This is a genomic window from Bradyrhizobium sp. 62B (assembly GCF_030272265.2).
Taxonomy (GTDB): Bacteria; Pseudomonadota; Alphaproteobacteria; order Rhizobiales; family Xanthobacteraceae; genus Bradyrhizobium.
Window position 1 is genome coordinate 5277056 of record NZ_CP092841.2, and the last position, 26071, is coordinate 5303126.

The window sequence follows — 26071 nt, forward strand, 5'->3', positions numbered from 1 at the left end:
TCAGGGAGGTGGGCATGGCTGCCCGAAGCTTCATGCTGGCGCTGGCTGCCGGCCTGCTCGCCGTCGTCCCGACTGCCCCCTCATTCGCCCAGGATTATCCCACCCGCGCGGTCCGGATCGTCGTGCCATTCGGCGCCGGCGGGCCGGCTGACGTCGCGGCTCGGCTGATCGGCAATGTGCTGCAGGAGAGCTTCGGCCAGCCCTTCGTGGTCGAGAACCGCACGGGCGCCGGCGGTGTCATCGGCACGATCGAGGCGGCGAAGTCGCCGGCCGACGGCTACACGCTGCTGATGATGTCCAACACCCAGACCGCCAATGAATCGCTGCTGACGCCGGACAAGCGCAAATACGAATTGATGCGCGACCTCGCGCCGATTGCGCCGGTGAACTATTCCGATCTCGTCATCGTGGTGAACCCGCAAGTTCCGGCAAAGACGCTGGCCGAGTTCATCGCACTCGCCAAGGCGCAACCGGGCAAGCTGAACTACGCCTCCTCCGGGCAGGGGACGCCCTACCATATGGCCGGCGAGCTGTTCAAAGCCATGGCCGGCATCGACGTCGTCCATGTGCCCTATCGCAACAGCGGTGAGGCCCGCAGCGGCGTGATCGGGGGACAGGTTCAGATGATGATCGACGCGGTGCCGGCGATGGCGCCGAACGTCGCCGAGAACCAGGTGCGCGCGCTCGCCACCACGGGCAAGCAACGCTCGGCCGTGCTGCCGAATGTGCCGACCGCGATCGAAGCGGGCGTTCCCGGCTATGAGGCGACGATCTGGCTCGGCCTGATGGCACCGGCGGGCACGCCGAAGCCCATCATCGACAAGCTCAATGCAGCCGTTGCCGCGATGGTGAAGCGGCCGGACGTCGTAAAACTCTGGACAGAACAAGGCGCCGTGCCCATGTCGATGACACCCGAGCAGTTCGAAAAATTCCTGCGCGGCGACATCGAGAAATGGGCCGACGTGGTCAAGAAATTCGACAAGTCCTGAGGCCGCAGAGCGATCATGCCGACCATTCAATTCCGCCTCAACGGTGCGGCGACGGCCGTCGATGCCGACCCCGACCAGACTCTGCTCGATGTGCTGCGCAGCCAGCTCGGCCTCACCAGTGCGCGTTTCGGCTGCGGCGCTGGCGAGTGCGGCGCCTGCTACGTGATGGTCGGCGATCGCGCGATGGCCTCCTGCGACATGCCGTCGTGGTCGGTCGTGGACAAGGATGTCGTCACGGTAGAGGGCCTCGGCACGGCAGAGCAACCGCATCCGCTGCAGCGCGCCTTCATCTCGGAACAGGCGATGCAGTGCGGCTATTGCGTCTCCGGGATCCTCGTGAGCGCAGCGGCGTTGCTGAAGCGAAATCCGTCACCGACGGAGGCGGAGATCAGAGAAGCACTGGATCGCAATCTATGCCGGTGCGGATCGCATAACCGCATGGTCCGCGCCGTGCTGCGTGCGGCGGCGGAGATGGCGGCGTCATGAGCATGCCATCTCCCGCCCCGAAACTGCCGGTCAGCCTTGCGGCCAATCCAAAATTATCGTCATGGTTGCGGTTCACCGATGACGGCCGCGTGGCGATCTCGCCCGGCAAGGTCGAGATCGGTCAAGGCATTGTCACGGCGCTGGCGCAGATCGCGGCGGATGAGCTCGATGTCGATATCGGCAGGATCGAGATGATCCGCGCCTCGACGACAAGCAGCCCGAATGAAGGCGTCACCTCGGGCAGTCTGTCGATCCAGCAATCCGGCCGCGCGCTGCGCCAGGTCTGCGCCGAGGTGCGCCAGCGCTTCCTTCGCGCGGCATCCGAACGTCTCGGTGTGGAGGCGTCGCAGCTCGATGTCGATGACGGCACCATCTCGGGACCGGGCAACGTCAGAACAAGCTATTGGGAGCTGGCTGGCGATGTCTCGCTCGACCACAACGCCACCGCCGAGCCGACAGCGAAGAGCATTGCCAAGCGCGTTATCGCCGGGCATTCGGTCCAGCGCATCGACATTCCCGACAAGGTGTTCGCGCGGCCGCGCTTCATCCACGACCTCGCACTGCCGGGACTGGCGCACGGTCGCGTGCTGCGGCCGGAGATGTCGGGCGCCAAATTGGCCACACTCGACGAGACCGCCGTGCGCGCGATCACCGGCCGCGTTGCGACCGTCCGCGACGGCGGCTTTGCCGGCGTGGTCGCCGACACCGAGGCGGCGGCGGAAACGGCGCTCAAGGCCTTGCGCAAGGGCGCGAAATGGTCCGCGGGCGAGCCGCTGCCCGATGAAGACGATCTCGCGGGCTTCCTGAGGAGCCAGCCGGTCGAGACCACCGTCATCGACAGCAGGACGGCGGAACCGGCCCGCAAGCCCGCCCAGACCCTCCGCCGGCAATATACCCGCCCATACATCGCACATGCTTCGATCGCGCCCTCCTGTGCCGTGGCGCAATGGGACGGTGACCGCGTCCACGTCTGGACGCATAGCCAGGGTGTCTACCTGCTCCGCGCCGACCTCGCGATCGTGCTCAAGCTGCCGGCCGAGGGCATCATCGTCGAACACATGGAGAGCGCCGGTTGCTACGGACACAACGCCGCCGATGACGTCGCGCTCGATGCCGTGCTGCTGGCGAAAGCGGCCGGTGGCCGCCCGGTGCGGGTGCAGTGGTCGCGCCACGACGAGATGTCCCACGCGCCGTTTGGTGCGGCCATGGCCATCGACATCGAGGCCGATCTCGACGCCGACAACGAGGTCATCGGCTGGCGTCATGATATCTGGAGCAACGGTCATGCGGCGCGGCCGGGACGTGCGGCACAGCCGGCACTGCTTGCGGCGACCGAGATCGAAAGCCCCTACCCGCGCATGATCTCGACCAACCCGCCGGCGGCCAATGGCGGCGGCGCCGACCGCAACTCCGTTCCGCTCTATGATTTTCCCGGCTGGACGATCACCAGCCACCGGCTACTGACCATGCCGGTGCGGACCTCGGCGCTGCGGACGCTGGGCGGACAAGGCAACGTCTTCGCCATCGAGTCCCTGCTCGACGAGATCGCCGCCTTGCGCAGCGAAGATCCGATCGCATTTCGCTTGCGGCATCTGCGCGACGAACGGGCGCGCGATGTCATCAGCGCCGCGGCGCGCCGTGCCGGCTGGAAGCCGCAAAAACGACCCGGCATTAGTCACGGCGTCGGCTTTGCCCGCTACAAGAACATGGGTGCCTATTGCGCGGCGATTGCCGAGATCGAGGGCGCCGACGACATCCGCGTGAAGCGGCTGACGCTTGCCGTCGATGTCGGCGAGGCTGTCAATCCGGACGGCGTCATCAACCAAATCGAGGGTGGCGCAATCCAGGCCACCAGCTGGGTTTTGAAGGAGCGCGTCCGGTTCGACCGGACCCGCATCACCTCGACCTCCTGGACGGACTATCCGATCCTGACCTTCAGCGAGGTCCCGGCGGTGGACGTCGAGGTGATTCAGCGGCCGGAAATCGAGCCGGTCGGCGCCGGCGAAGCCGCGCACGGCCCGGTGACGGCGGCAATCGCCAATGCAGTTTACGATTGTCTCGGCGTGCGCGTGCGCGACCTGCCGATCACGCGCGACAGGATCATTGCAGCCATGGAGCGTGCATCTTGACGACACTGAACATCCTGAGCGGCGGCGCGGCGCAAGGTCTGGTGCGCGGCCTCGCCGAGGCCTTCAAGGCGCAGACCGGGTTCGGCATCGACGGCGAGTTCGGTGCGGTCGGCATCATGGCGGACAAGCTGCGCGCGGGAACGGCTGCCGATCTCGTGATCCTGACACAGGCTCTCCTCGCGAAACTTGCCGAGGAGAAGCTCGTCGTCCCGTCCTCGATCACGGATGTCGGCCGGGTCGAGACCGCCCTGGCAGTCCGCAGCCGCGATCCCAAGGTGACGGTGAGGACCGAAGCCGATTTGCGAGACGTGTTGCGCAGTGCCGACGCGATCTACGTCCCCGACACCAAGGCCTCGACCGCAGGGCAGCACGTTGCAAAAGTGCTGGACCGTTTGGGCATCGCCTATGAGGTCGCCTCGCGCCTCAAGATCTTTCCGAACGGCGCGACGGCGATGCGGGAGCTGGCGAATTCGACTGCGTCGCGGCCGATTGGCTGCACACAGGCGACCGAGATCATCGCGACCGACGGCCTCGTGCTCTCGGGATCGCTGCCGCCGGGATCCGAGCTCGTGACGATGTACACCGCAGGCTTGGCCACGCGGGCCGGACATCCGACGGAGGCCGCCGCGCTGATCGCGCTGCTGACTGGCGCAGATAACAGAGAGCTGCGCCAGAGTGCGGGCTTCGTCGGCTAGACGGCCGCCTATTTGTGCAGCTGGGTGAGACCGGTCGGCGGACCGTCGACGGCGGTCCAGCCGCCATCGACGAACAGCGTGCTGCCGCTGACATAGCTCGCCGCATCCGAAGCGAGATAGGCGACCGCGGTCGCGACCTCGTCGGCGCTGCTCCAGCGGTTGAACACGGTGTGGCCGGCATAGAGATTGTAGATGTCGGGCCGCTGCTTGAACGGACCGGTCAGCGCGGTCTCGGCGATGCTCGGCGCGATGGCGTTGACGCGGACGCCGGCATGGCCGACCTCGGAGGCGAAGCCCTTCACCAGGAGGCCGATCGCCGCTTTGGTCGAGCCGTAGACGCCGAGGCCTGGCTCGATGGTCACCGCGCGCACCGAGGAGCAGGCAATGATGCTGCCGCCCTTCTGCGCCACCATGATGCGGCCGAAGGCCTGGAAGAAGAAGACGGTGCCCTTGATGTTGAGGCTCAGGACGCGATCGAGATCCTCCTCGGTGTAGTCGAGGATGGTCTTGCGGATGTTGAGGCCGGGCGTCGTCACGGCGATGTCGAGCCGTGAAAACTTCTGCATCACCGTCTTGGCGAGCGCGTTGACGTCCGCGGCGCTCGCGGCGTCGCAGCTCGCGGCTTCGGCCCAGCCGCCCTTGTCGCGAATGCCGGCGGCGGTTGCCTCTGCGGCGTCAAGCGCGCGATCGGCGCAGACGACACGGGCCCCGAGCCCGGCCAGCGCCTCGGCCGACGATTTTCCGATGCCTGATGCGGCGCCGAGCACCACGGCCGTCTTGCCGGTGAGATCGAAGAGCTTGCGATAGTCCGTCACTGATAGCTTCTCCCTGTAGCTGCTAGCCCTTGTAGCCCATCAGCAGGCGCGGCAGCCACAGCGAGAATGCGGGGACATAGGTCACAAACATCAGAGCTGCGATCAGCGCAGCGTAGAACGGCAGGATGGTGCGCATCACCGCGCCCACCGAGATGCCGCCGATGGCGCAGCCCACGAACTGCGTGGTTCCGACCGGGGGCGTGTTCAGCCCGAGGGCGCAGTTGATCAGCATCAGCATGCCGAACTGCACCGGATCCATGCCCGCCTTCATCGCGATCGGCAGGAAGATCGGCGTGCAGATCAGAATGGTCGCGGCCATGTCCATGAAGGTGCCGAGCACGAACAGGATGACATTGATCAGCAGGAAGATGATCCAGGGCTGCGAGGTCACCTTGCTCATCAGGTCGCCGGCGAAGTCGGCAACTTCATAGAGCCCCATCAGATACTGGAACATGGTGGAGACGCCGATCAGCAACAGCACCACGCCCGTCGTCTTCACAGCTTTGGCGGCGGCGCGCAGGAAGTTCGGCAGCGTCATGGTGCGATAGATGAAGAACGTCAGCAGGATGGTGTAGGTCACCGCCACGGCTGCGGATTCCGTTGCCGTGAAGACGCCCGACAGGATGCCCGCCAGGATGATGCCGACGATCAGCAGGCCCGGTAGCGCGGCCGCGAAGGAGCGGAACACTTCGGCCCAGCCGGGGAATTTGCCGGCGGGATAACCGCGCTTCACCGCGACCGCATAGGCGGCGGCCAGCATGCAAACCATCAGCACGAGCGCCGGCAAGAGGCCTGCGGCGATCAGCGCGCCGATCGAGACCTTGCCGCCGGCGGCCAGAGCATAAATGATCATGTTGTGACTGGTCGGCATCAAGGCTCCGACCAGCGAGGCATGGGTGGTGACGTTGACGGCGTAGTCGGTGTCGAACCCTTCCTTTTTCATCATGGGAATCATCACCGCGCCCATCGCCGACACGTCGGCCACGGGCGAGCCGGAGACGCCGCCGAACAGCGTGCAGGCGACCACGTTCGACATGCCGAGGCCGCCGCGGATGTGCCCGACGAGGTTCTTCGCGAGCTGCACGATCTTGTCGGCGACGCCGCCATGCAACATCAGCTCACCGCTGAACACGAAGAACGGGATGGCCAGGAACGAGAAGATGTTCATCCCCGACATCATCTGCTGGAAGATGACGGCGACCGGCAGGCCCTCGTAGAGGATGGTGCAGATCGCCGAGAGGCCGATCGCAAAGGCAACGGGGACGCCGAGGATCAGGAAGCCGAAGAAGGTGGCGCCGAGGATGATCAGTTCCATGAGGGGACGACCTCTTCGCCGCGCAGGAGAGCAATGATGTGTTCGATGGAGAAGGAGACGATCAGGACGCCGGAGGCGATCAGCGGCACGTAGCGGATCACCTCAGGCAGTCCAAGATTGGGGATTTTTACGGTGCCGACCGACGCGCCGAGGATCCAGCCATTATAGGCCATCGCAATGCCGAACATGGCGACCAGCACGTGGATCACGATCTCGATCTTCTCGCGCGCATGATCCGGGAGCATCACCAGCAGACTGTCCATGCCGATGTGTCCGGCATCGCGCACGCCAACGGCGGCGCCGATCAACGTGACATAGAGGATCAGCACCAGCGCAAGGTTCTCGGTCCAGGTCGGGCTGGAATTGAGCACATAACGCCCGAACACCTGATAGAAAACGATGGTGACGATGACGAGCAGTCCCGTCACGGACAGATACATACCGAGGCGCGCGACAGGTGCATTGATCCGTGACAGCAAGCCGGTCGACGGGCGTGCGGTGACCGCGTCATGCTCGTGATCTGCGACGTGTGGGTCCGTCATCCCGCGTCTCCCCTTGCGAGGGTCCGGCGTCACCCCACGGCGACGCCGGACCCGCCCCGATCTTCTTACTTGGTGTCCTGGATACGCTTGACGAGGCCCTGCAGCTTCTCGTCGCCGGCGAACTTCTGGTACACCGGCTTCATCGCGTCGACGAACTCCTGCTTGTTGGCGATCGTCACGACCTGAACGCCGGCCGCTTCGACGGTCTTGCGGGAGGCCTGCTCACGCTCGTCCCAGAGCTTGCGCATCACGGGCACGGATTCCTTGGCCGCCTTGCGGACCATAGCCTGGTCCTCCTTGCTCAGCGTGTCCCAGACCTTCTTCGACATCACGAGAACCTCGGGCGCGAGGGAGTGCTCGGTGATGTTGTAGAACTTGGCCGCCTCGAAATGGCGGGAGGACTCGTAGGACGGCCAGTTGTTCTCGGCCGCATCGACGAGGCCGGTCTTCAGCGCGGTGTAGACCTCGCCATACGGCATCGGCGTCGGGTTGGCCCCTAGGCTCTGGATCATGCCGACCCACAAATCGGATTGCTGGACGCGAATCTTCAGGCCCTTGAGGTCCGCGAGCGACTTGACGGGTGCCTTGACGGTGTAGATGGACCGGGCGCCGCTGTCGTAATAGGCGAGCCCGACCAGGCCCGCAGGCTCCATGGCGGCCAGGATCTCGTCGCCGATCGGCCCATCGAGCACGGTGCGCATGTGCTGGGTGTCGCGGAACACGAAGGGCAGGCACAGGGCGATGGTCTCGGGCACGAAATTGTTGAGCGGCGATGCGTTGATCCGCATCATGTCGAGCGCACCGATCTTGAGCTGCTCGATGGTGTCCTTCTCGGAGCCGAGGGCGCCGTTGGGAAACACCTTCACGCCGAACTTGCCGCCGCTCGCCGTCGCGAGCTGCTTGCCCATGAACTTGACGGCTTCGACCGTCGGATAATCGGCGGGGTGGATGTCGGCGGAGCGGAAATCGCGCGCGGTCGCCAGGGGCGCTGAGACCGCCAGTGCAACGGCTGTGATGATACCGGTGAGTGTCTTCATCTGGGCTTCCTCCGGGGTTGATTATGTCGTTGTCGGCAAGTGCTGCGAGCCGCCTTGGGTCGCTCCACCTCAGACGTGAAGTCAAGCGCCAATGTCGTCCCTAGGGCGGGCGGCATTCTCTGTCCAAGCCAAATCCGGCATCGATCGATGCAACACTTGCATCGATCAATTTCCGACGCAATTCGCATTATGGCGGGATGGCTGGCCGGCCGGCGTCGCCGGCACGTGACTTGACGGGTGCAATCGGGGCCCCGCAAGATGGCCGAAACAGCGGACAATCGCGAAGGAATGCCCATGCCGCGGAAGCTGATCGATATCTCGGTGCCGCTCAGAAACGACGTGACGGCCGATCCGCCAGGCAACCATCCGACCATCCAATATATCGATCACCAGCAGGGGCTGCCCCGCATGCTGCAGTTCTTCGACGGACTGAAGGCCCAGGATCTGCCGGACGGCCAGGGCTGGGCCGTCGAGCAGGTCGCGCTGTCGACCCACAACGGCACGCATCTCGATGCGCCCTGGCACTTCCACCCGACCATGAACCGCGGCGAACGGTCATGGACGATCGACGAGGTCCCGCTGGAATGGTGCTTCCAGCCCGGCGTGAAGCTCGACTTCCGGCATCTGCCCGACGGCTATGTGGCGAGCGCCGACGACGTCGAGAAGGAGCTGAAGCGGATCGGGCACACACTGTCGCCGCTCGAGATCGTCGTCGTCAACACCAGCGCCGGCGCGAAATTCGGCAAGGCAGAATACGTCAATTCCGGCTGCGGCATGGGCTATGAAGCCACCATGTACCTGCTCGAACGCGGTGTGCGGCTGACCGGCACCGACGGCTGGAGTTGGGACGCGCCGTTCGTGTACACCGCGAAGAGATATGCCGAGACGAAGGATGCCGGCCTGATCTGGGAAGGCCACAAGGCGGGACGGCACATCGGCTATTGCCATCTCGAGAAGCTGCACAATCTCGACCAACTGCCCTCGACCGGATTCACGGTCTCATGCTTTCCGGTGAAGATCGAACGCGCCTCGGCGGGCTGGACCCGCGCGGTCGCCATCGTCGACGATCAGCTCTGAGGCATCACTCGCCGACGAGGCCGCTCTCGGCGAGTTCACGCAGCGCATCGGTGTCCAGCACGACGATGGCGCCGTGCTCGAGACGAACCCAGTTGCGGCCGGCCCAGGCGCGCAATTGCTTGTTGATGCTCTCCCGCGTCATCCCCACCATCTCGCTGATCTCCTGCTGCGTGATGGCGAGCGTGCCGCTGCCGGAATCGAACTTGCGCTCCTCGGTGAGACCAAGCAGCGCGCTCGCCAGCCGGCCCGGCAGATTCTGGAGGATCACCTGCTCGACCTGCTGGCTGGTCCAGCGCAGACGCGCGCAGAGCAGTTCGATGAACTTCATCGCCAGCGCCGGCTGGCTCTTCACGAATGGCAGGAAGTCCCGGCGATCGATGATGTAGAGCTCGCAATTGGTGTTGGCGGTGGCGTCGGCCGATCTGGGAGCGCCGTCGAGCACCGCGATCTCGCCAAAGATTTCTCCGGGGCCGATCAGATTGAGAATGGCGTTCCGGCCATCCGGCGACGAGGAGGAGATCTTCACGGTCCCCGAGATCACCGCGAACAGATTGTTGCCGGGATCGCCCTTGGCGGCGATCGTCGCGCCGCGCCTCACGCTGGTGTGCTTGGCGTAGCGGCAGAGTTGATCGAGCGCCTCCGGCTCCAGATCCGCGAAGATCGGGTGCTTGCGCAGGACCGATAGTTTGTTGCCCGCCGACTGTCGGGGGTCGCCGGTCTTGTCCTGAGGCACGCCACTGGGCTCCTAAGACTGCGAGGCACTGAGGTTCCTGCGTAGTCAACGTTATCAGGCTTTTCAACCGGAAAGCACGCGCGCGTTTTAGGGCAAATGCCGCGAAAAAGCCGCGGTCGAGCCGGGGCCCGCATCCGAAGGATGCGCCGATGCGTTTTGATCGCTGCAGAGTTGCAGGCAGCGCAGCCGCGCTTGCGTTAACACGCTGGCGAGCAGCCGGGCCGGCCGGACTCGCCTCGGGCCTGTTGGCAGGTCTGAGCGGACTACGAGTTCGGGAGCTTCAGCGCTTGGAATTCGGGTCGAGCCGGCCAGAGCTGGTTTGCCGGTCTGCCCAAGCCAGAGCTGCGGCGAATGCGACGAAGATCGCGACGACGACAATGGTCACCAGCAACGCATCAGCGGGCATCATGCTCCTCCCAGAGTGTTCGGGGCATTATTTGCTGCAGCCGGCCGACGTCATTGATCGAGATCAAAAATGGCAGAACGTCCCGGACGGACCGTCAGGCTGCGGCCAGCGCCTCGGCGCGCGCGGGATCGAGCAGGCTGATGCCGCCATGAATGATCTCGATCACGCCTTGACGTTCCAGCTTCGTGAAGGTGCGACTGACGGTTTCAATGGTCAGGCCGAGATAGTCGGCGATGTCCTGACGGCTCATCGGAAGCGGAACCGTGTCGGACAGGCCCCTGCGCGCGACCAGCCTGTCGCGCCAGCCAAGCAGGAAGGTTGCGACCTTCTCGTCGGCCGAGCGGCGGCCGAGCAACACCATATGGTCGCGCGCCTGGCTCAGCTCGCGAATGGCCAGCTCGTTGATTCGCCCGAGCAGGAGCGGCCGGTCTTCGATGAAACGGCCGAAAGGCGCCTTGGCGAACTGGCACACGGTCACCACGCCGATCGCATCGGCGGAAAAATTGTGCCGGCCGGATATATTCATCCCCAGGAAATCGCCGGGCAAGGCGAAGCCGACGATCTGCCGCCGGCCGTCGGGCAGCAGCTTGTACAGCCGCATGACGCCTTCGAGGACGTTGTAGAACGAGGTCGTGATGTCCTCCTCGGAGAATACGGTCTCGCCCGCGTCAAAATGAACGCGGCGTCCGAGATGCTCGAACTCCCTGAGCTCGGCTGCATCCAGCGACGAACAAACCGCCGCTCCGCGCACGGCGCAATCGGCGCAGAAATGCCCGTTCGGCTCAATCGTGACCACGGAAGGCTTCATCCACTGCTCCTAGCGTCGGTCCAGCTCCGCCCCCCGGCAGAGTCCACCACGCGGCGGCATTTTACTGCACTGCGCCAAAGCCAATTGACTCAGATCAAATTTGGGTGGCATCCCCGTCTTATTCTGCTTCCAGAGTTCGACGGGATTTCTTCCATGCTGCAAGGCGCTTTGCGTCACGGCCTGATTGGGCTGCTTCTGATGACACCTGCGCTGGCGGCCCCGACCGCCGAACAGCGCGGCAAGGCCTTTGCAAGGGCCAATTGCGCGCGCTGCCACGCCATCGACCGCGCCTCGCGCAGCCCGCTCGAGGGCGCGCCCCCGTTGCGCACCCTGCATCGGCGATACCCGATCGAGAGCCTTGGCGAGGCGCTGGCCGAAGGGATCTACACCGGTCATGCCGACATGCCGGCCTTCGAGCTCAGCCCGGACCAGATCCACGACCTCCTGTCCTACCTGAAGACGCTGGAATAGACGGCGTCACACCGCCTGCACGGTCCAGCCGATCAGCTCCTTGGCGATGCGGGCAAAGGCCGCATCGAAGGCGGCGACCGCAGCGGCCGGCTCGATCTTGTCGAGCTTCTCGCTGGCCTCGACCAGGCGCGAGGCAACCACCTTGCCGTTCTTGTCGACGATCCGCGCCGACAGTCCGATCTCGACCTTCGCCTCGCCCTCCGTGACGATGCGAAAGCGCCGGATGTCGATCAGGAGCTGGTAATCCGCCTGACCGAGGTCGGTGGTGCGTAGCGGGGCGTGGGCGATGTCGTAATTCTCAAAACTGTCGATCAGCCGCGCCTGCACCAATTTCGGAATGCTGTCGGCCCAGAGGAAGTCCGCAAAGCCCGGCCTGTCCCCGACGGGCGCGAACAGCATGCGCTGGGTCTGCAGCATTGCGACCGCGCTCGGCTCGGGGATGGCCAGCGACGCGGAGAGCGTCTTGCCGGCCGGCCCGAGGCTTTGCGGCGTGTGGAGGTCGTAGGTGACTTTCTGCGCGGGAGCGCCGCCCCCGGTCATCTTCTCGAGGCCTGCCAGAATGCCGTCGATCTTGCCGGTGTTGCGCGCGAGCCCGTCGGAGAACGTCTTGAGATTGGCGATGGTGTCCTTCAGCGGGCCGGAATTATCCTCGAGCACCGTATCAACCCGCCGCAGCGCATCCCGCGCCGCCTGCGTCATGCTCTGGCCGGCGCCGGCCTCCGCGATCAGGGTCAGCGGCTCGCCGGATTTGGCGACGATCACGCCGCCCTCCAACGTCACCACCGGCACGCCGGTCAGGCCCTGGAATTCGAGGCCGACCTTGGTGTCGGAACGGACCGGCGTGGTGGTCGCAACCGAGATCGTCGCATTGACGAAGCGCGGGTTATCGGTCGCGAGCCCGAGCTGGGTCACCTCACCGACGCGGATGCCGTTGAATAGCACGCCGGCGCCGACCAGGAGGCCTGGGACCGGCCCCTGGAATTGCACGTGGTAGTTCGTGCGCGGGCCGATGCCGCCGGTGTTGTTCAGCCAGTAGACGAAGCCGAACACCGCAAGGATCGCGGCCAGCACGAAGCTGCCGATCAGCACGTAGGGAGCGCGGGTTTCCATGTCTCATCTCATCTCGTGTTGCAGCATCTGCGAGCGCTTGCCGTGGAAATAAGCGCGCACCCAGGGATGCTCGGATTGCAGCAATTCGCGCATCGGGCCGATCGCCACGATTTTGCCGTCGGCCAGCGCGGCGACGCGGTCGCAGACCGTGGTCAGGCTAGCCAGATCGTGCGTCACCATGAACACGGTCAGCCCCAGGGTCTTTTGCAGCGTCTTGATCAGCGCGTCGAAATCGCCTGCGGCGATCGGATCGAGGCCCGAGGTCGGCTCGTCCAGGAACAGGATCGGCGGATCGAGCGCGAGCGCACGCGCCAGCGCCACGCGCTTGGTCATGCCGCCGGACAGCTCCGCCGGATATTTGTCCGCGTCATGGGCGCGCAAGCCGACCATTTCAAGCTTGGCGATCGCGATCTCGTCCATCAGCTCCTGCGACAGGACGAGGTTTTCGCGCAAGGGAAACTGGACGTTCTGGCGGACCGTCAGCGAGGAGAACAGCGCGCCTTGCTGGAACAGGATGCCCCAAATCGTGGCTGCGCCTCGACCGTGACCGCCGGTGGGTTGTCCCATGACTTCGATGGTCCCGCCCCGGCGCGGAATCAGGCCGATGATGGTTCGCATCAGGACCGACTTGCCGCCACCGGACGCCCCCACAAGCCCGAGGATCTCGCCGCGGCGGACGTCGAGCGACAGATGGTCGAGCACGGTCTGACGGCCGAAGCCGACCACGAGGTCGCGGACGCGGATCGCGAACTGGTCTTGCGATGCGTCCATCATCACATTCCGATCGAGGCGAAGAAGATCGCGAACAGGCCGTCGAGCACGATCACCAGGAAGATCGACTTCACCACCGACGTCGTGGTCTGCCGCCCGAGCGACTCCGCGCTGCCCTTGACGCGCAATCCCTCGCTGCAGGCCACGATCCCGATCACCAGCGCCATGAACGGCGCCTTCAGGATGCCCACCTCGAAATGAGTGACGGAGATGGCCTCGTGCAGCCGCGCGATGTAGATCGCCGGGCCCATGTCGCCATAGAACTGAGCGACGAGGCCGCCGCCATAGAGCGCGGCGATCGATCCGATGAAAGTGAGGATGGGCAGCGCGATGACCAGGGCCGCAACGCGTGGCAGGATCAGGACCTCGACGGGATCGAGCCCCATGGTCGAGAGCGCATCGATCTCCTCGCGCATCTTCATCGAGCCGAGCTCGGCGGTGTACGCGCTTCCCGACCGGCCGGCGACCATGATGGCGACGATCAGCACGCCGAGCTCACGCAGCACCAGGATGCCGACCATGTCGACGGTGTAGGACTCGGCGCCGAATCTGCGGAAATGGAAGAAGCCCTGCTGCGCGATGATGGCGCCGATCAGGAAGGTGATCAACGCCACGATGGGGATCGCCTGCCACCCGATGCGGTAGAGCTGATAGACCAGCGACGTCAGCCGCAACGAACCCGGCCGACGCAGCACGCCGATGACGGCCATGAACAACGCGCCGAGCATCTGGAGGAAGATCGTGATGTCTTCACGCGCACTGAGCGTGGCCTTGCCGAGATCCCCGAGCCTCGCCACGACCGGATTGGGCGCAGCCGTCGGGGCCGGCGGGTGGCGGTTGACCTGCCGCACCTCGTCCATCAGCCCGCTGAACTGATCGGCGACGCCGACGAATTCGGCCGATCGTCCTGACGACGCGGCCCTGCGCGACAATTTCTCCAAGACCCAGGCGCCGAGCGTGTCGAGCGCACTGACGCCCGACATGTCCAGGGTGACGACGCGCGATCGATCGACGTCCACTCCGACCGAGTGGGACAGGGTCTCGAGCGTCACCACATTCGCGGCGGTCCAGGGCCCTTCGGGGCGCAAGTTCAGAACGTCGCCGGACGGCGTCGCGAGCAACAGCGGTTCGTGGTTCACACTTCCACCTCATCGGGACAATTGGTCCGCAATTCAGACCGCATTTCTAGGCCAGCATATGGCGGCCGGCTTGACCTGTCTCAAGAGCAGAGCAGCACAGCCGATTGACGCAAATCAAGCGCGAAGGCGCGGGCGGGCCCTAGGCTCGCTTTCGTTCAATGGGGATATCAGGTCCATGTTCGACAGTGACAGGATGAGTGAAGAACTGCACGCATTGAAGGTCGACGTCACGCGCTTGCTGAGCACCGCCGGCGAGGAGATGTTCGAGAGCTCGAAAGATCGCGCCGAGGCACTCGCCGATCAGATCAGGGCCGCGCTGACCGAGCTTGGAGAAACCGTCGACGAAGAGCAGGAGCAGCTTCAGAGCCTCATTGCGGACCGTCCGATCACGTCGCTCGCCTCGGCCTTCGCGCTCGGCGTGGTCGTCGGCTTCATGCTGAGGAGACACTAGGTGAATACCGAGAATGTGGTCAAACATTTGCGCGCGCTGTGGCGCACGGACAGGATCATCGCGGACATCAGGCTTCGCCATCTGCTGGTCGGCCTCGGCCTGCGCGCCTTTGCGGCCCTGATCGCGGCATTCGGGCTCCTGATGCTGGAGCTGTCGGCCTATTTCGCGCTGGTCCAGATCTGGAGTGCGATTGCCGCGGCGGCCATCCTCGGCGCCGTCAATTTTGCCATCGCGGCCGCTCTCTTCCTGATCGCCGGCCGCGCTCCGTCAGGCCGTGACATCGAGCTCGCCAGCGAGATCCACGACGCCTCCATCGAAGCCCTTCAACTCGAGGCGCGCGCGCTCCAGGCCCAGGTGTCAGGCGCGGTGCATCATCCGCTCAGCACGATCGTGCCGGTGCTGGTGCCGCTGATCGCGATCATCGTGAAGAATTTGCGGTCGACGGCCAAGACGGCCGCCAAGTCCTCCGCCGCGGCAAGCTCGGCCGAAGCGCGCTCCTGAGGGGAGCCTCAGAGCTTCAGCTTGACGTCGCAGATGTCAGGCTCAGCCGGATCCGGCTTGACCTCGAAGCCGAGATTTCGGCACATTTCGAGCATCACGGTGTTCTCCTGGAGCACGTCGCCCGATATGACTTTCAGCCCTTCCGACTTGGCGTAGGTGATGATGAGCTGCATCAGCGCCCAGCCGAGCCCCCTGCCCTTGAGATCGGACCGCAGCAGGATCGCATACTCACCGCTCTCGTAGATCGAATCCGAGTGCAGCCGGACCACGCCGACCATCTCGCCGGTGGCCTCGTCGAATGCAATGAAGGCCATCGCGCGCGCATAGTCGAGCTGGGTCAGGCGCGCGATGAACTCGTGGGTAAACTCCTTCATCGGCGCGAAAAACCGCAGGCGAAGGTCGTGTGGCGTGACGTGACGCAGGAATTCATGGATGGTCGGCTCGTCCTCGGGACGCATGGGCCGCACGAAGATGCGCCAGTCGTCCTTGAGCTTGAGGCGGCGCTCCCATTGCGAGGGATAGGCACGAACCGCGAAATTGGCCGGGCCGGAGCCGACAAACTTCCGTTGCGGCGGGCCGACCGCGACGCGGGCATCGACCGCGGTCACGCCCGTCTCGTCCGCCAGCAGCGGATTGATGTCGAACTCGTGGATTTCGGGAATGTCGGCGGCCATCTGCGCCAGCTTGACCAGCACCAGGGCCACGGCGTCCTCCTTGACCGCCGGCACGTCACGATAGGCCTTCAGCAACCGCGACACGCGCGTGCGGTCGATCAAATCGCGGGCGAGCTGCAAATCCAGCGGCGGCAGCGCAAGCGCCTTGTCGTTGATGATCTCCACCGCCGTGCCGCCACGGCCGAACACCACGACGGTGCCGAAAGTGGGATCGTCGGCGAGACCCAGGATCAGCTCGCGCGCCTTCGCCTTGACGACCATGGCCTGGACGATGACGCCGCCGATGCGGGCCTCGGGCCGCAGCTTTCTCGCCCGGGCGAGAATATCGGAGGTGGCCGCACGCACGGCCTCCGGCGTCGTCAGATTGAGCACGACGCCGCCGACGTCGGACTTGTGGACGATGTCGCGCGACATGATCTTCAAGACGACGGTCCCGCCCTGTGCGAAGATGTCCTTCGCATAGGTCACCGCCTGCTCGACATCGGCTGCTGCATAGGTCGGCACCATCGCAATGTCATAGGCTTCGAGCAGATGCTTGATCTCGACCGGCTCGAGCCATTGGCGGCCATCCGCGATCGCAGCAGTGACGATCTGCCTCGCCCCTCGCGCGTCCGGAACGAATGTGTCGGGCATCGCGGGGGGAACCTGACTCAGCTCCTCGACCACCTCGCGGTGCCGGACCAGATGCATGAAGCCGCGCACCGCGTCGTCCTCGGTCGGATAATTCGGCATTCCGGCACCGGACAGCGCCTGAATGATGCCCTGATCGGCCCCGACCCAGGACGCCAGCACCGGCTTCGCCCATCGGCGGTGCCGTTCGCGATATTTGGCGACGAGCTCCGTCACGGTGGTGGCGATCTCGGCTGCCGAGGCGATCGCCGTTTGCACGTTGAGGACCAGGACCGCGTCATTGTCGCGATCAGCCAACAACACCTCCAGCGCCGCCGCGTAGCGCGCGGCGTCGGCGTCGCCGACGATGTCGACGGGATTCGCATGGGACCAGGTCGGCGGCAGAGCCGCATCGAGCTTCTTGCGCGCCTCCGCCGAGATGGTCGCCGGAATCCCGCCGAGCTCGACCAGTCGGTCGACGGCGAGCACGCCGATGCCGCCACCATTGGTCAGGATGGCGAGGCGCTTTCCGGCCGGCGATTCGACGCGGCCTAGTGTCTCGGCACAATCGAACAGCTCCCGCAGATCGGAGACCCGCAGCACGCCGGCGCGGCGGAACGCCGCGTCATAGACGGCGTCGGCGCCGGCAAGCGCGCCGGTATGCGTGGCAGCCGCCTTCGCACCCTGCGCCATGCGGCCGGACTTCACCACGACGACGGGCTTCACGCGCGCAGCGGCGCGTGCCGCCGACATGAACTTGCGCGCGTCCTTGATGGACTCGATGTAGAGAAGGATCGCGCGTGTCTTGTGATCCATCGCGAAATAATCGAGCAGATCGGCAATATCGACGTCCATCTGATCGCCGATCGAGACGATGCCGGAGAAGCCGACGCCACGCTGCGCCGCCCAGTCGACCATGCCGGCAGCGATCGCGCCCGACTGCGAGATCAGCGCGAGGCTGCCCGCCCCCGGCATGTGCGCTGCAAAGCTGGCATTCAGGCTGACGCCGGGCATCATGATGCCAAGACAATTCGGTCCAATCAGCCGCATGCCGTATCTGTGGGCCGCCGTGACGGCAGCCTCGTGCAGAGATCCCGGTCCGTGGCCGAGCCCGGCCGAAACGATCAAGGCGCCCGCCGAGCCGCGACGCCCGGCCTGGTCGATGATGCCGGGAATCTCACGCGCCGGCGCGGTGACGACCACGAGCTCGGGCACGAAGTCCAACCCGTCCAGACTTTTCACGGCCGCGATGCCGCCGATCTCGGCATGACGCGGATTGACGAGGCCGAACAGCCCCTTGAATTGGGCCTTGTGGATATTCTCCAGAACGGCGCGTCCCACGGAGACCGGACGGGCGCTCGCGCCGACGAGTGCGACTGAACGCGGCGCCAGCAGATTGCTCAGACGATAGCTTGACATGAAAGCAAATGCGCCCGGTCAGCGACGGTTTCGATGGTTGACGATCAGGCCGGAAAATAGTGAGCCTAGTGCGAGATCATAACCCAGCACGGTGGCTCGCCAATGACGGTCTTTGTCACACCGCCCCAGACGACCTCGTTCAGGCGCGAATGATGATACGCGCCCATCACGATCGCATCCATACCGTGGGAATTCACCCAGTTCCCCAGGACCTTGCCGATCGAGCTGCCGCGGCCTTTCGCCGTTTCGAACGAGGCGTGAACGCCGTGTTCCCTCAGATGATCGACCAGAGCCGTTCCGGATTGCACGATCGCGTCGGTCTTGTCATCCGCCACGGTCACCACGCGGACAGAGGCCGCCGCCTGCAGAACCGGCAGCGCGTCGCCGACCGCTCGCGCTGCACGCGCGGAGTGATCCCAGGCGATCATGACGTTCTCGAATTTGGACCGAAGGTTGCCTGCGAGATGTTCCGGACAGAGCAGAAGCGGCCTGCCGGATCCGAACAGGAAGGCTTCGACAATGCTCTCCGTTCGACTGTCGTGCGGCTTCACGGGAAGCAGCGTGAGATCGTGGAAACGGGCATACTCGGCGAAGACCGCCGCGATCTGGTCGGCCGGCACCTTGCCCGCTCGGCTCTGGGCGCGAACATTGGCGCTGGATGTCGCATTGGTGAATGCGTTGAGGAGCTGCTGCATGTCGCTCGGCTCGCGCGAGCTGGCGGCCTCCGCGGCCTCGTGATCGCTGAGCAGCATCACCTTCGGCCGCTCGTACACCTCTTCCTCGAGCGCGAGCGCGGTGATCCTGGCGCCGAGATCGGCGGCAACAGTCACGCATTTCTCGATCGCAACCAGGGCCGGCCCACGCGGCTGACCGATAAGCGGCAGAAAGACGTCCTTGATGGGCATCGGGATTCTCCTTGGCCGCCACAATAGGCCGGCTTTGGTCGAGACGCTTGATCCTCGTCAAGCCAAGGGAACCCGGTTCGGTCGGTCGGGAACAGGCGTTGACCGACGTCAAGGACTGGCCACTCGGCTGTTCTATGGATAGTTCGATGGGAGCGCGGTTCGCCCTGGAGAGACCGATGCGTGCGATGGTGTTGCCGGCCCCACAAACGCGCCTCCAGATGGAGGAGCGGCCTGACCCGATCCCCGGCGAAGGGCAGCTCCGCGTGAAGATCAGCGCCTGCGGGGTATGCCGCACCGATCTTCACCTCATCGACGCCGAGCTGCCCGACATTCGCTATCCGATCGTGCCCGGTCACGAGATTGTCGGTCGGGTCGATCTCGTGGGCCCGAATGTCACGACGCATACGCGCGGTGACCGCGTCGGCATCCCCTGGCTCGGCTTCACCTGCGGACATTGTCACTTCTGCAAGGAGGGCAAGGAAAACTTGTGTGACGCACCAGAGTTCACCGGCTACACGCGCGACGGCGGCTACGCGACCCACACCATCGCCGACGCACGCTACGCCTTCCCGCTCGGTGAAGACGGCAACGACGTGGAGATTGCGCCTCTGCTGTGCGCGGGGCTGATCGGCTGGCGCTCACTGGTGCTGGCCGGCCCAGCCGAACGGCTCGGCCTCTATGGTTTCGGCGCGGCCGGCCACATTATCGCGCAAGTCGCGCGCTGGCAGGGACGATCCGTCCATGCGTTCACGCGACGCGGTGACGTCGCTGCGCAAGAACTTGCGCGCCGTCTCGGCGCCGTTTGGGCAGGGGCATCAGACGAAGTGCCTGACGAGCCGCTCGACGCCGCCATCATCTTCGCACCATCAGGCGAGCTCGTTCCGGCTGCGCTGCGCGCCGTGCGCAAAGGCGGTCGCGTCGTATGCGCCGGTATCCACATGACCGACATTCCAAGCTTTCCGTACGATCTGCTCTGGCAGGAGCGGCAACTGGTCTCGGTCGCCAATCTCACCCGGCAGGACGGCCTCGATTTTCTAAAGATCGCTCCGCAAGCCGGCGTGCGCACCGAGACGACGGCATTTCCGCTTCATCAGGCCAATGAGGTTCTGACCATGCTGAGAGCCGGTCAGATTCTCGGCGCGGCCGTGCTGACGCCCTGACGGTGCTTTCGGATGCCTGACTCCATGACAGACGAAATGGCAGCCCAGGAGCGGATCTTCCAGACGCTGACCGGCCATCCAGGCGTGACGCGGATCGACACGCACGCAGCCTCGGTGTTCCTCGACGGGACGCGCGCGTTGAAGATCAAGCGCGCCGTCCGGTTTCCCTTCCTCGATTACTCGACGCTCGAGAAGCGCAAGGCGGCATGCGAGGAGGAGATCAGGATCAACCGGCCGCTGGCGCCGCAGATCTATCATCGCGTCGTGGCCATCACGGAGGAGCCGGACCGATCGGTGCAGGTCGGCGGCCCCGGCCGGCCGATCGAGTATGCGGTGGAGATGTCGCGCTTTGACGAGAGCCGGACGCTGGATCATCTGGCGACGGCCGGCCCGCTGGATGCCAAGCTCGCCTCGGCTGTTGCCGACGCGATCGTGGCTTCCCATGGCGCGGCGACTTGCGCCGACGGCGAAGCATGGATCTCGTCCATTCCCGCCTTGATCGACGGCAACAGCCACGGCCTGCAGGCCGGCGGCCATTTCAACGCGGAAGACATCGACAAGCTCAGCCAGGCTTCGCACGAGGCCTTTTTGCGCCTCCGTCCCCTGCTCAAAGAGCGCGGCCGCCAGGGTTTCGTGCGGCGCTGTCATGGCGACCTGCATCTGGCGAACATCGTGCTGATCGACGAACTGCCCGTGCTGTTCGACGCCATCGAGTTCGACGCGCAGATGGCGACTGTGGACGTGCTCTACGATCTCGCATTCACGCTGATGGACCTGTTGCACCACGATCAGCCACGGGCGGCCAACATCGTCCTGAACCGCTATCTCGCCGCGACGCCCGCCGACAATCTCGACGCGCTCGCGGCGCTGCCGCTGTTCATGGCCATCCGCACGGCGATCCGCGCCCAGGTCGCCCTGGCGCGGCTGAGGCCGCCGCATTCCGATGACGCCGGCATTCTCGACCAGGCACGGCGCTATTTTGATCTTGCCAGGATGCTGATACATCCTGCTGCGCCGCGCCTGATTGCCGTGGGCGGATTGTCAGGCACCGGCAAGACGGTCTTGGCGCAAGCGCTTGCGCCTCTCGTCGCACCGCCGCCAGGAGCCGTCGTGCTGCGCAGCGACCTCGTCCGCAAGCAGATGTTCGGGGTGGAGGACACTCACCGCCTGCCGCCGTCTGCCTACACGCCGGAGCATGCGTCGCGCGTCTATGACGCGCTGGTGCAGCTCGCCCGGCGGGTGCTGGCGCAAGGCCATTCGGCTGCTATCGACGGCGTGTTTGCCCGCGAGGACGAACGGGACGCGATCGCCTCACTGGCGCGCGAGCGCAACGTGCCGCTGCACGGCCTGTTTCTGGTCGCAGACCTCGCGACCCGGCAGATGCGGATCGGAAGCCGGCGGGGCGACGCATCCGATGCCACGCAAGAGGTTGCCGCGCAGCAGGAGCACTATAATATCGGCCATATCGGTTGGGCGATTATCGATGCATCCGGGACACCAGAGCAGACGCTTCAGTCCTGCCGGAACGCGATCGCTGAAGCAAACAGGGCAATCTGATTGGCGCGGGCAAAGATGGCACGACCTAGCACGTCCGCGACGACCGCTCGCATCACGCCGGCGGCGCGGCGCAATGCCCTGCCCGGCCGCCTCAGCCCCGGCATGGCCTGCGATACGGCGTTCCGAATCATCGCGCGCCGCCACCTCGCTTCCGTCCTCGCCCAGCATGACGGCACTTGCCGCGGCGATCCCGACGCGCTGCATCAGATCCGGATCGCGCTGACGCATCTGCGCACCGCCATCCGCTTCTTCTCGCCGATGGTCGACGACGCCCTGCGGCCACATGTCTGGGCCGAGCTGAAATGGCTGAATGGCCGGCTCGGCATGGTCCGGGACCTCGATGTGGCGATCGAGCGGGTCATCGCTGAAAGTGACGGCGAGCTTTCAGAGGTCGCCGAGCTGCAGCACTGGGACGAAAAGCGCGCCGAGAGCCACCGCCAGCTGGCGCGCGCATTGCAATCCGCGCGCTATCGCCGCCTTGTCGAGCAGACCTCCGCCTGGATCGAGAGCGGGCCCTGGTCGACCCGGCGCAGCAAGGAAGCCATCCGATTACGCCGCTGCACGCTCGCCGAACATGCGACGGAGCGGCTGACCGCGTGGGAGACGACGCTGCTCAAGAAAGCGCGCAAGCTCCGCAAGCTCGACGTCGAGAAACGCCACAAGCTGCGGCTCCTGAACAAGCGGATGACCTATTCGGTCGAGTCGCTGCAGGACCTGTTCGCCGATGAGGCGGCGGCCAAGCAAAAGTCCATCCTCAAGGAATTGCGCAAGGCACAGCGCTCGCTCGGACAATTGAACGACGATGCACGTGGACAAGCGCTGGCGGCATCGCTGAACGGCGCCGGCCTCGAGGCCGGCCATCGTTTCCTCGACCGCAAGCGGGAGAAGAAGCTGTTGCGGAAGGCCTCAACGGCCTATCGCAAACTCGACAATACCAAGCCATTCCGCTCCTCGGACCTCGCGCCGAATTCCGAGCCGGAGACTTAGGTGTGGACGTAGTCCCCCGGCGCATCGGGTAGTTCCGCGGCGTCTCCAACTCCGATCTGCGGCGGGTCGCAGGGCGCGCCGGAGCGCGCCGCCAGCCATTCGGCCCATTCCGGCCACCACGATCCTTCAACGCGTGGAGCCAGCTTCAGCCACTCGTCCGCACCGACATAAGGCGCATCGGCAGCCTTGGTCAGCACCTGATAGAAGTGGCCGGGCTCATCGGGAGGCGCGACGACACCGGCATTGTGGCCGCCGCTGGTCAACAGGAACGTCACGTCGGCATCGACCTGATAGTGGATCTTGTAGACGGATCGCCACGGCGCCACGTGATCGGCGAGCGTGCCGACTACGAACATCGGCGCGTGAATATCGGACAGCGAAACGCTCCGGCCGCCGACGTGATAACGCCCCTCGGCCAGATCATTGCCGAGGAACAGCTTTCGCAGATATTCCGAATGCATGCGATACGGTAATCGCGTGGCGTCCGCGTTCCAGGCCATCAAATCGTTCAATGGCGCGCCATCGCCCATCAGATAATCGTGCGACAGCCGCGACCAGATCAATTCGTTGGAGCGCAGCAGCTGGAAGGCCCCGGCCATCTGCGTCGTGTCGAGATAGCCGCGCTGCCACATCATGTCTTCGAGAAAGGCGACCTGGCTCTCATTAATGAACAGCGTCAGCTCTCCGGCCTCGGTGAAGTCGGTCTGGGCCGCAAGAAGAGTGACCGTGCCGAGGCGATGATCACCATCGCGCGCCATCGCGGCGGCGGCGATCGACAGTAACGTACCGCCCAGACAATAGCCGAGCGCATGGGTCTTCCGACCCGGCATGATCTTACCCATCACGTCCAGCGCCGCCATGACGCCCAGCCTGCGATAATCGTCGAAGGCGAGATTCCGATCCCTCGCATCCGGATTGCGCCAGGAGATCGCGAATACAGTGAAGCCTTGACTGGTTAGATATTTGACCAGCGAGTTCTGCGGCGAGAGATCGAGAATATAGTACTTCATGATCCACGCCGGCACGATCAGGATCGGTTCGGGCCGGACCTGCGCGGTGGTCGGAGAGTACTGAATCAGCTCGATCAGCGCATTGCGATAGACCACCTTGCCGGGTGAAGCCGCCACCGTCTTGCCGACCACGAACTGCCCGTCATCCGCCAATCTCGAGCCGGTGAGCAGGCGCATCAGATCGCTGCACCAGTTCTGCCAGCCGAAGACGAAATTCTCCCCGCCGCTCTGGAACGCCTTCTCCAGCACCTTCGGATTGGTCGTCGCGAAATTCGAGGGCGCCAACATATCGAGCATCTGACGCATCGAAAACTCGACGATGGCTTCATTAGCATGCGACACGCCGCGCACGCCCGTCGTGGCATCGTGCCACCACCGCTCGGTGAGCAAGAACCCCTGCGCGAGCAGATTGAACGGCGCGGTCTCCCATTGCGGTCCGCTGAAGCGGCGATCCCGTCCCTGCGGCTGGATCACCGACCAAGGCTTCTGCTCCGGCGATGCAGCGTGCGCGGCGGCTTCTGCCAGCCGGCCGGCATCGCGAAGGATGTTGCGGGAAATCTCCATCTGGCGCTGCGGCGCAGCAGCGAGGTGCGTGCTCCAGTCGAGCCAGGCGAGCGACAGGGCCAGGGGCGAAATGCCGCCCGTGAACCGCGCCAGCACCGCGTGAAAGGCGCGGTCGAGCGGATATGGCTCCGACGCAGGCAAAGGATCGGCGGCAGCCGGGATTTCCACATGCTTTTCCGAACTCGCCGTCGAGGCTTCGGGACCAGCAGCGGGATTGACGGGAAGAGCCTGCACAACCGGCTCTTCGGTCCGTGGAAATATCTGCATGACGCTCATGGCTCAATGTTCCCGAAGGGTTCTGTTCGACGTCGGCGGCAGGATATGGCGAGGCCTCCCATACGCGTTGAGCTGCATCAAATCCCGGCGGGGATCACAATTGCTTCATCGGAGCGGGCGGGCTCCTCCCATTGACCTGAGTCAAGCCGCAGCCCGACGCCGGAGCTAGTTTTCGCCCATCGAAATTCGACAAGCCAGCGGAGTTGTCCATGCGCGCCCACCAGATCATGACCCGGTCGGTCATCTCGGTTACCCCCGACACCAGCATCGTCGAGGCGGCGAATATCATGCTGAAGCGGCATGTCAGCGGCCTCACCGTGGTCGACGAGGCCGGCAAGCTGGTCGGTGTCGTCTCTGAAGGCGATTTCATCCGCCGCAGTGAGATCGGCACCGGGCGCAAGCGCGGACGCTGGCTGCGATTCATCCTGGGTCCAGGCAAATCCGCCAGCGATTTCGTCCATGAGCACGGCCGCAGGGTCTCGGAAGTGATGACCGACACGCCCGTCACCATCACGGAGGATACGGCGCTTGCGGAGATCGTCGACCTCATGGAGCGGAACAACGTCAAGCGGCTGCCGGTGGTGCGCGGCGACAAGGTCGTCGGCATCGTCTCGCGCGCCAATCTGCTGCAGGCGGTGGCGGGGCTGGCCCGCGAGGTGCCGGATCCGACGGCGGACGACGATCACATCCGCAGCCGCATCATCGAGACCATGGAGAAGAACGAGTGGTGCCCGTTCGGGCTGAACGTGATCGTCCGCGACGGTATCGTTCACCTCAGCGGCGTCATCACCGAAGAGCGCACGCGGCAGGCCGCGATGGTCGCCGCGGAGAACGTCGACGGCGTGAAGAAGGTGCACGACCATCTGTGCTGGGTCGACACCATGTCGGGCATCTATCTGAACTCGCCCGAGGATGACGAGCTCGCCAAGGCAAGCTGACAAGACGCGCTGAGCCAGCGCGCCTCAGCCCGGAATGACGGCGGTGGCCTCGATCTCGACGCGCGCCGCCTTCTCCACGAGGCGCACCACCTGGACCAGCGCCATCGCTGGGTAATGTGCGCCGAGGATGGCACGGTAGATCTTGCCGAGCTCCTTCAGGTTGGACAGGTACTCGTCCATGTCGACGACGTACCAGGTCAGCCGCACGAGGTGCTCGGGCCGGGCACCAGCCTCATTCAGGATCGCGGCGATGTTGCTCAAGGTCTGATGAACCTGCGCGACAAAGCCGTCGGCGAGACACTCTTCAGCATCCCAGCCGATTACCCCGCCGGTGACGACGATGCGCCCTTCGGCGGCCATGCCATTGGCATAGCCCTTCGGCATCGGCCAGCCCGACGGCTGGAGCACCTGGACCCGCGCAGGGGTTTCATCCTCAGCCGCTGTCGGCAGTACCGCGAGTTGCGGGCCTTTCGGCGTCGTCACGGACAATTCTCCAT

26 protein-coding genes are annotated in these 26071 nt (G+C 65.0%); 12 read left to right on the forward strand and 14 right to left on the reverse strand.

Going from position 1 to position 26071, the window contains the following annotated elements; translation table 11 throughout:
- Positions 1-14: 14 nt before the first annotated feature.
- From ML401_RS25255 to ML401_RS25270, 4 genes are read left to right on the forward strand one after another with little or no spacing between them, the layout of a single operon-like run.
- Positions 15-989 carry a tripartite tricarboxylate transporter substrate binding protein gene (locus ML401_RS25255; RefSeq protein WP_285807330.1) on the forward strand — a complete coding sequence of 325 codons (975 nt, stop codon included), beginning with the start codon at positions 15-17 and terminating at the stop codon, positions 987-989.
- Positions 990-1004: 15 nt separating this feature from the next.
- Positions 1005-1475, forward strand: a complete 471-nt coding sequence (locus ML401_RS25260; protein WP_285807331.1) for a (2Fe-2S)-binding protein — start codon at positions 1005-1007, stop codon at positions 1473-1475.
- 2 nt (positions 1476-1477) lie between these two features.
- The gene (locus ML401_RS25265) at positions 1478-3604 is read left to right on the forward strand and encodes a molybdopterin cofactor-binding domain-containing protein (RefSeq protein WP_285812739.1); all 2127 of its coding nucleotides are present in this window, start codon (positions 1478-1480) and stop codon (positions 3602-3604) included.
- The gene (locus ML401_RS25270; protein WP_285807332.1) at positions 3601-4299 is read left to right on the forward strand and encodes a substrate-binding domain-containing protein; all 699 of its coding nucleotides are present in this window, start codon (positions 3601-3603) and stop codon (positions 4297-4299) included. The genes ML401_RS25265 and ML401_RS25270 overlap by 4 nt, the downstream gene beginning before the upstream one ends.
- A gap of 8 nt (positions 4300-4307) precedes the next feature.
- On the opposite strand, the gene ML401_RS25275 is transcribed toward ML401_RS25270, so the two are convergent.
- The 4 genes from ML401_RS25275 to ML401_RS25290 form a co-directional block, all read right to left on the reverse strand.
- A complete protein-coding gene (locus tag ML401_RS25275; protein ID WP_285807333.1) occupies positions 4308-5114 on the reverse strand; it encodes an SDR family NAD(P)-dependent oxidoreductase in 807 nt (268 codons plus the stop codon).
- Between the two features lie 22 nt (positions 5115-5136).
- Positions 5137-6429, reverse strand: a complete 1293-nt coding sequence (locus ML401_RS25280; protein WP_285807334.1) for a TRAP transporter large permease — start codon at positions 6427-6429, stop codon at positions 5137-5139.
- A complete protein-coding gene (locus tag ML401_RS25285; protein ID WP_194403437.1) occupies positions 6420-6971 on the reverse strand; it encodes a TRAP transporter small permease in 552 nt (183 codons plus the stop codon). The genes ML401_RS25280 and ML401_RS25285 overlap by 10 nt, the downstream gene beginning before the upstream one ends.
- A gap of 65 nt (positions 6972-7036) precedes the next feature.
- On the reverse strand, positions 7037-8008 hold the full coding sequence (locus tag ML401_RS25290) for a TRAP transporter substrate-binding protein (RefSeq protein ID WP_285807335.1): 972 nt from the start codon (positions 8006-8008) through the stop codon (positions 7037-7039).
- A 294-nt stretch (positions 8009-8302) separates the two neighbouring features.
- Between ML401_RS25290 and ML401_RS25295 the strand changes: the two genes are divergently transcribed.
- On the forward strand, positions 8303-9085 hold the full coding sequence (locus ML401_RS25295) for a cyclase family protein (RefSeq protein ID WP_285807336.1): 783 nt from the start codon (positions 8303-8305) through the stop codon (positions 9083-9085).
- Positions 9086-9089: 4 nt separating this feature from the next.
- Here ML401_RS25295 and ML401_RS25300 read toward each other — a convergent pair whose 3' ends face one another.
- From ML401_RS25300 to ML401_RS25310, 3 genes are all read right to left on the reverse strand, one after another.
- Complete coding sequence (locus tag ML401_RS25300; protein WP_211419869.1) at positions 9090-9818, reverse strand: Crp/Fnr family transcriptional regulator; 729 nt, start codon at positions 9816-9818, stop codon at positions 9090-9092.
- Positions 9819-10098: 280 nt separating this feature from the next.
- On the reverse strand, positions 10099-10227 hold the full coding sequence (locus ML401_RS25305) for a hypothetical protein (RefSeq protein ID WP_285812815.1): 129 nt from the start codon (positions 10225-10227) through the stop codon (positions 10099-10101).
- 91 nt (positions 10228-10318) lie between these two features.
- Positions 10319-11032, reverse strand: a complete 714-nt coding sequence (locus ML401_RS25310) for a helix-turn-helix domain-containing protein (RefSeq protein ID WP_285807337.1) — start codon at positions 11030-11032, stop codon at positions 10319-10321.
- Positions 11033-11185: 153 nt separating this feature from the next.
- Here ML401_RS25310 and ML401_RS25315 point away from each other — a divergent pair, with 153 nt between their 5' ends.
- Positions 11186-11503, forward strand: coding sequence for a cytochrome c (locus ML401_RS25315; protein ID WP_194403442.1), 318 nt, complete (start codon positions 11186-11188; stop codon positions 11501-11503).
- 6 nt (positions 11504-11509) lie between these two features.
- Here ML401_RS25315 and ML401_RS25320 read toward each other — a convergent pair whose 3' ends face one another.
- From ML401_RS25320 to ML401_RS25330, 3 genes are read right to left on the reverse strand one after another with little or no spacing between them, the layout of a single operon-like run.
- The gene (locus tag ML401_RS25320) at positions 11510-12613 is read right to left on the reverse strand and encodes an ABC-type transport auxiliary lipoprotein family protein (protein ID WP_285807338.1); all 1104 of its coding nucleotides are present in this window, start codon (positions 12611-12613) and stop codon (positions 11510-11512) included.
- A 3-nt stretch (positions 12614-12616) separates the two neighbouring features.
- The gene (locus tag ML401_RS25325; RefSeq protein WP_285812740.1) at positions 12617-13384 is read right to left on the reverse strand and encodes an ABC transporter ATP-binding protein; all 768 of its coding nucleotides are present in this window, start codon (positions 13382-13384) and stop codon (positions 12617-12619) included.
- 2 nt (positions 13385-13386) lie between these two features.
- Positions 13387-14523 (reverse strand): ABC transporter permease, encoded by a 1137-nt coding sequence (locus tag ML401_RS25330; protein ID WP_285807339.1) that lies wholly within the window; start codon positions 14521-14523, stop codon positions 13387-13389.
- Positions 14524-14698: 175 nt separating this feature from the next.
- On the opposite strand from ML401_RS25330, the gene ML401_RS25335 reads away from it, so the two are divergent.
- Both ML401_RS25335 and ML401_RS25340 read left to right on the forward strand, forming a co-directional pair.
- Entirely contained in the window at positions 14699-14974 is a 276-nt protein-coding gene (locus tag ML401_RS25335) for a hypothetical protein (RefSeq protein WP_194403446.1), read from the forward strand.
- Positions 14975-15475: a phage holin family protein gene (locus ML401_RS25340; protein ID WP_211419873.1), complete on the forward strand. Its 501-nt coding sequence runs from the start codon at positions 14975-14977 to the stop codon at positions 15473-15475.
- 8 nt (positions 15476-15483) lie between these two features.
- On the opposite strand, the gene ML401_RS25345 is transcribed toward ML401_RS25340, so the two are convergent.
- Together ML401_RS25345 and ML401_RS25350 are read right to left on the reverse strand one after the other, a co-directional pair.
- On the reverse strand, positions 15484-18177 hold the full coding sequence (locus ML401_RS25345) for a bifunctional acetate--CoA ligase family protein/GNAT family N-acetyltransferase (RefSeq protein WP_285807340.1): 2694 nt from the start codon (positions 18175-18177) through the stop codon (positions 15484-15486).
- Positions 18178-18242: 65 nt separating this feature from the next.
- On the reverse strand, positions 18243-19082 hold the full coding sequence (locus tag ML401_RS25350; RefSeq protein ID WP_285807341.1) for a universal stress protein: 840 nt from the start codon (positions 19080-19082) through the stop codon (positions 18243-18245).
- Positions 19083-19258: 176 nt separating this feature from the next.
- On the opposite strand from ML401_RS25350, the gene ML401_RS25355 reads away from it, so the two are divergent.
- From ML401_RS25355 to ML401_RS25365, 3 genes are read left to right on the forward strand one after another with little or no spacing between them, the layout of a single operon-like run.
- Complete coding sequence (locus ML401_RS25355) at positions 19259-20242, forward strand: zinc-dependent alcohol dehydrogenase family protein (protein WP_285812741.1); 984 nt, start codon at positions 19259-19261, stop codon at positions 20240-20242.
- A 24-nt stretch (positions 20243-20266) separates the two neighbouring features.
- Positions 20267-21799 (forward strand): bifunctional aminoglycoside phosphotransferase/ATP-binding protein, encoded by a 1533-nt coding sequence (locus ML401_RS25360; RefSeq protein ID WP_285807342.1) that lies wholly within the window; start codon positions 20267-20269, stop codon positions 21797-21799.
- Between the two features lie 15 nt (positions 21800-21814).
- A complete protein-coding gene (locus ML401_RS25365) occupies positions 21815-22786 on the forward strand; it encodes a CHAD domain-containing protein (RefSeq protein ID WP_285807343.1) in 972 nt (323 codons plus the stop codon).
- On the opposite strand, the gene ML401_RS25370 is transcribed toward ML401_RS25365, so the two are convergent.
- The gene (locus ML401_RS25370) at positions 22783-24636 is read right to left on the reverse strand and encodes an alpha/beta hydrolase (RefSeq protein ID WP_285807344.1); all 1854 of its coding nucleotides are present in this window, start codon (positions 24634-24636) and stop codon (positions 22783-22785) included. The genes ML401_RS25365 and ML401_RS25370 overlap by 4 nt on opposite strands.
- 209 nt (positions 24637-24845) lie before the next feature.
- Here ML401_RS25370 and ML401_RS25375 point away from each other — a divergent pair, with 209 nt between their 5' ends.
- Positions 24846-25574, forward strand: coding sequence for a CBS domain-containing protein (locus ML401_RS25375; RefSeq protein WP_285807345.1), 729 nt, complete (start codon positions 24846-24848; stop codon positions 25572-25574).
- Between the two features lie 24 nt (positions 25575-25598).
- Here ML401_RS25375 and ML401_RS25380 read toward each other — a convergent pair whose 3' ends face one another.
- Positions 25599-26057: a RidA family protein gene (locus ML401_RS25380; RefSeq protein ID WP_376717306.1), complete on the reverse strand. Its 459-nt coding sequence runs from the start codon at positions 26055-26057 to the stop codon at positions 25599-25601.
- Positions 26058-26071 lie beyond the last annotated feature (14 nt).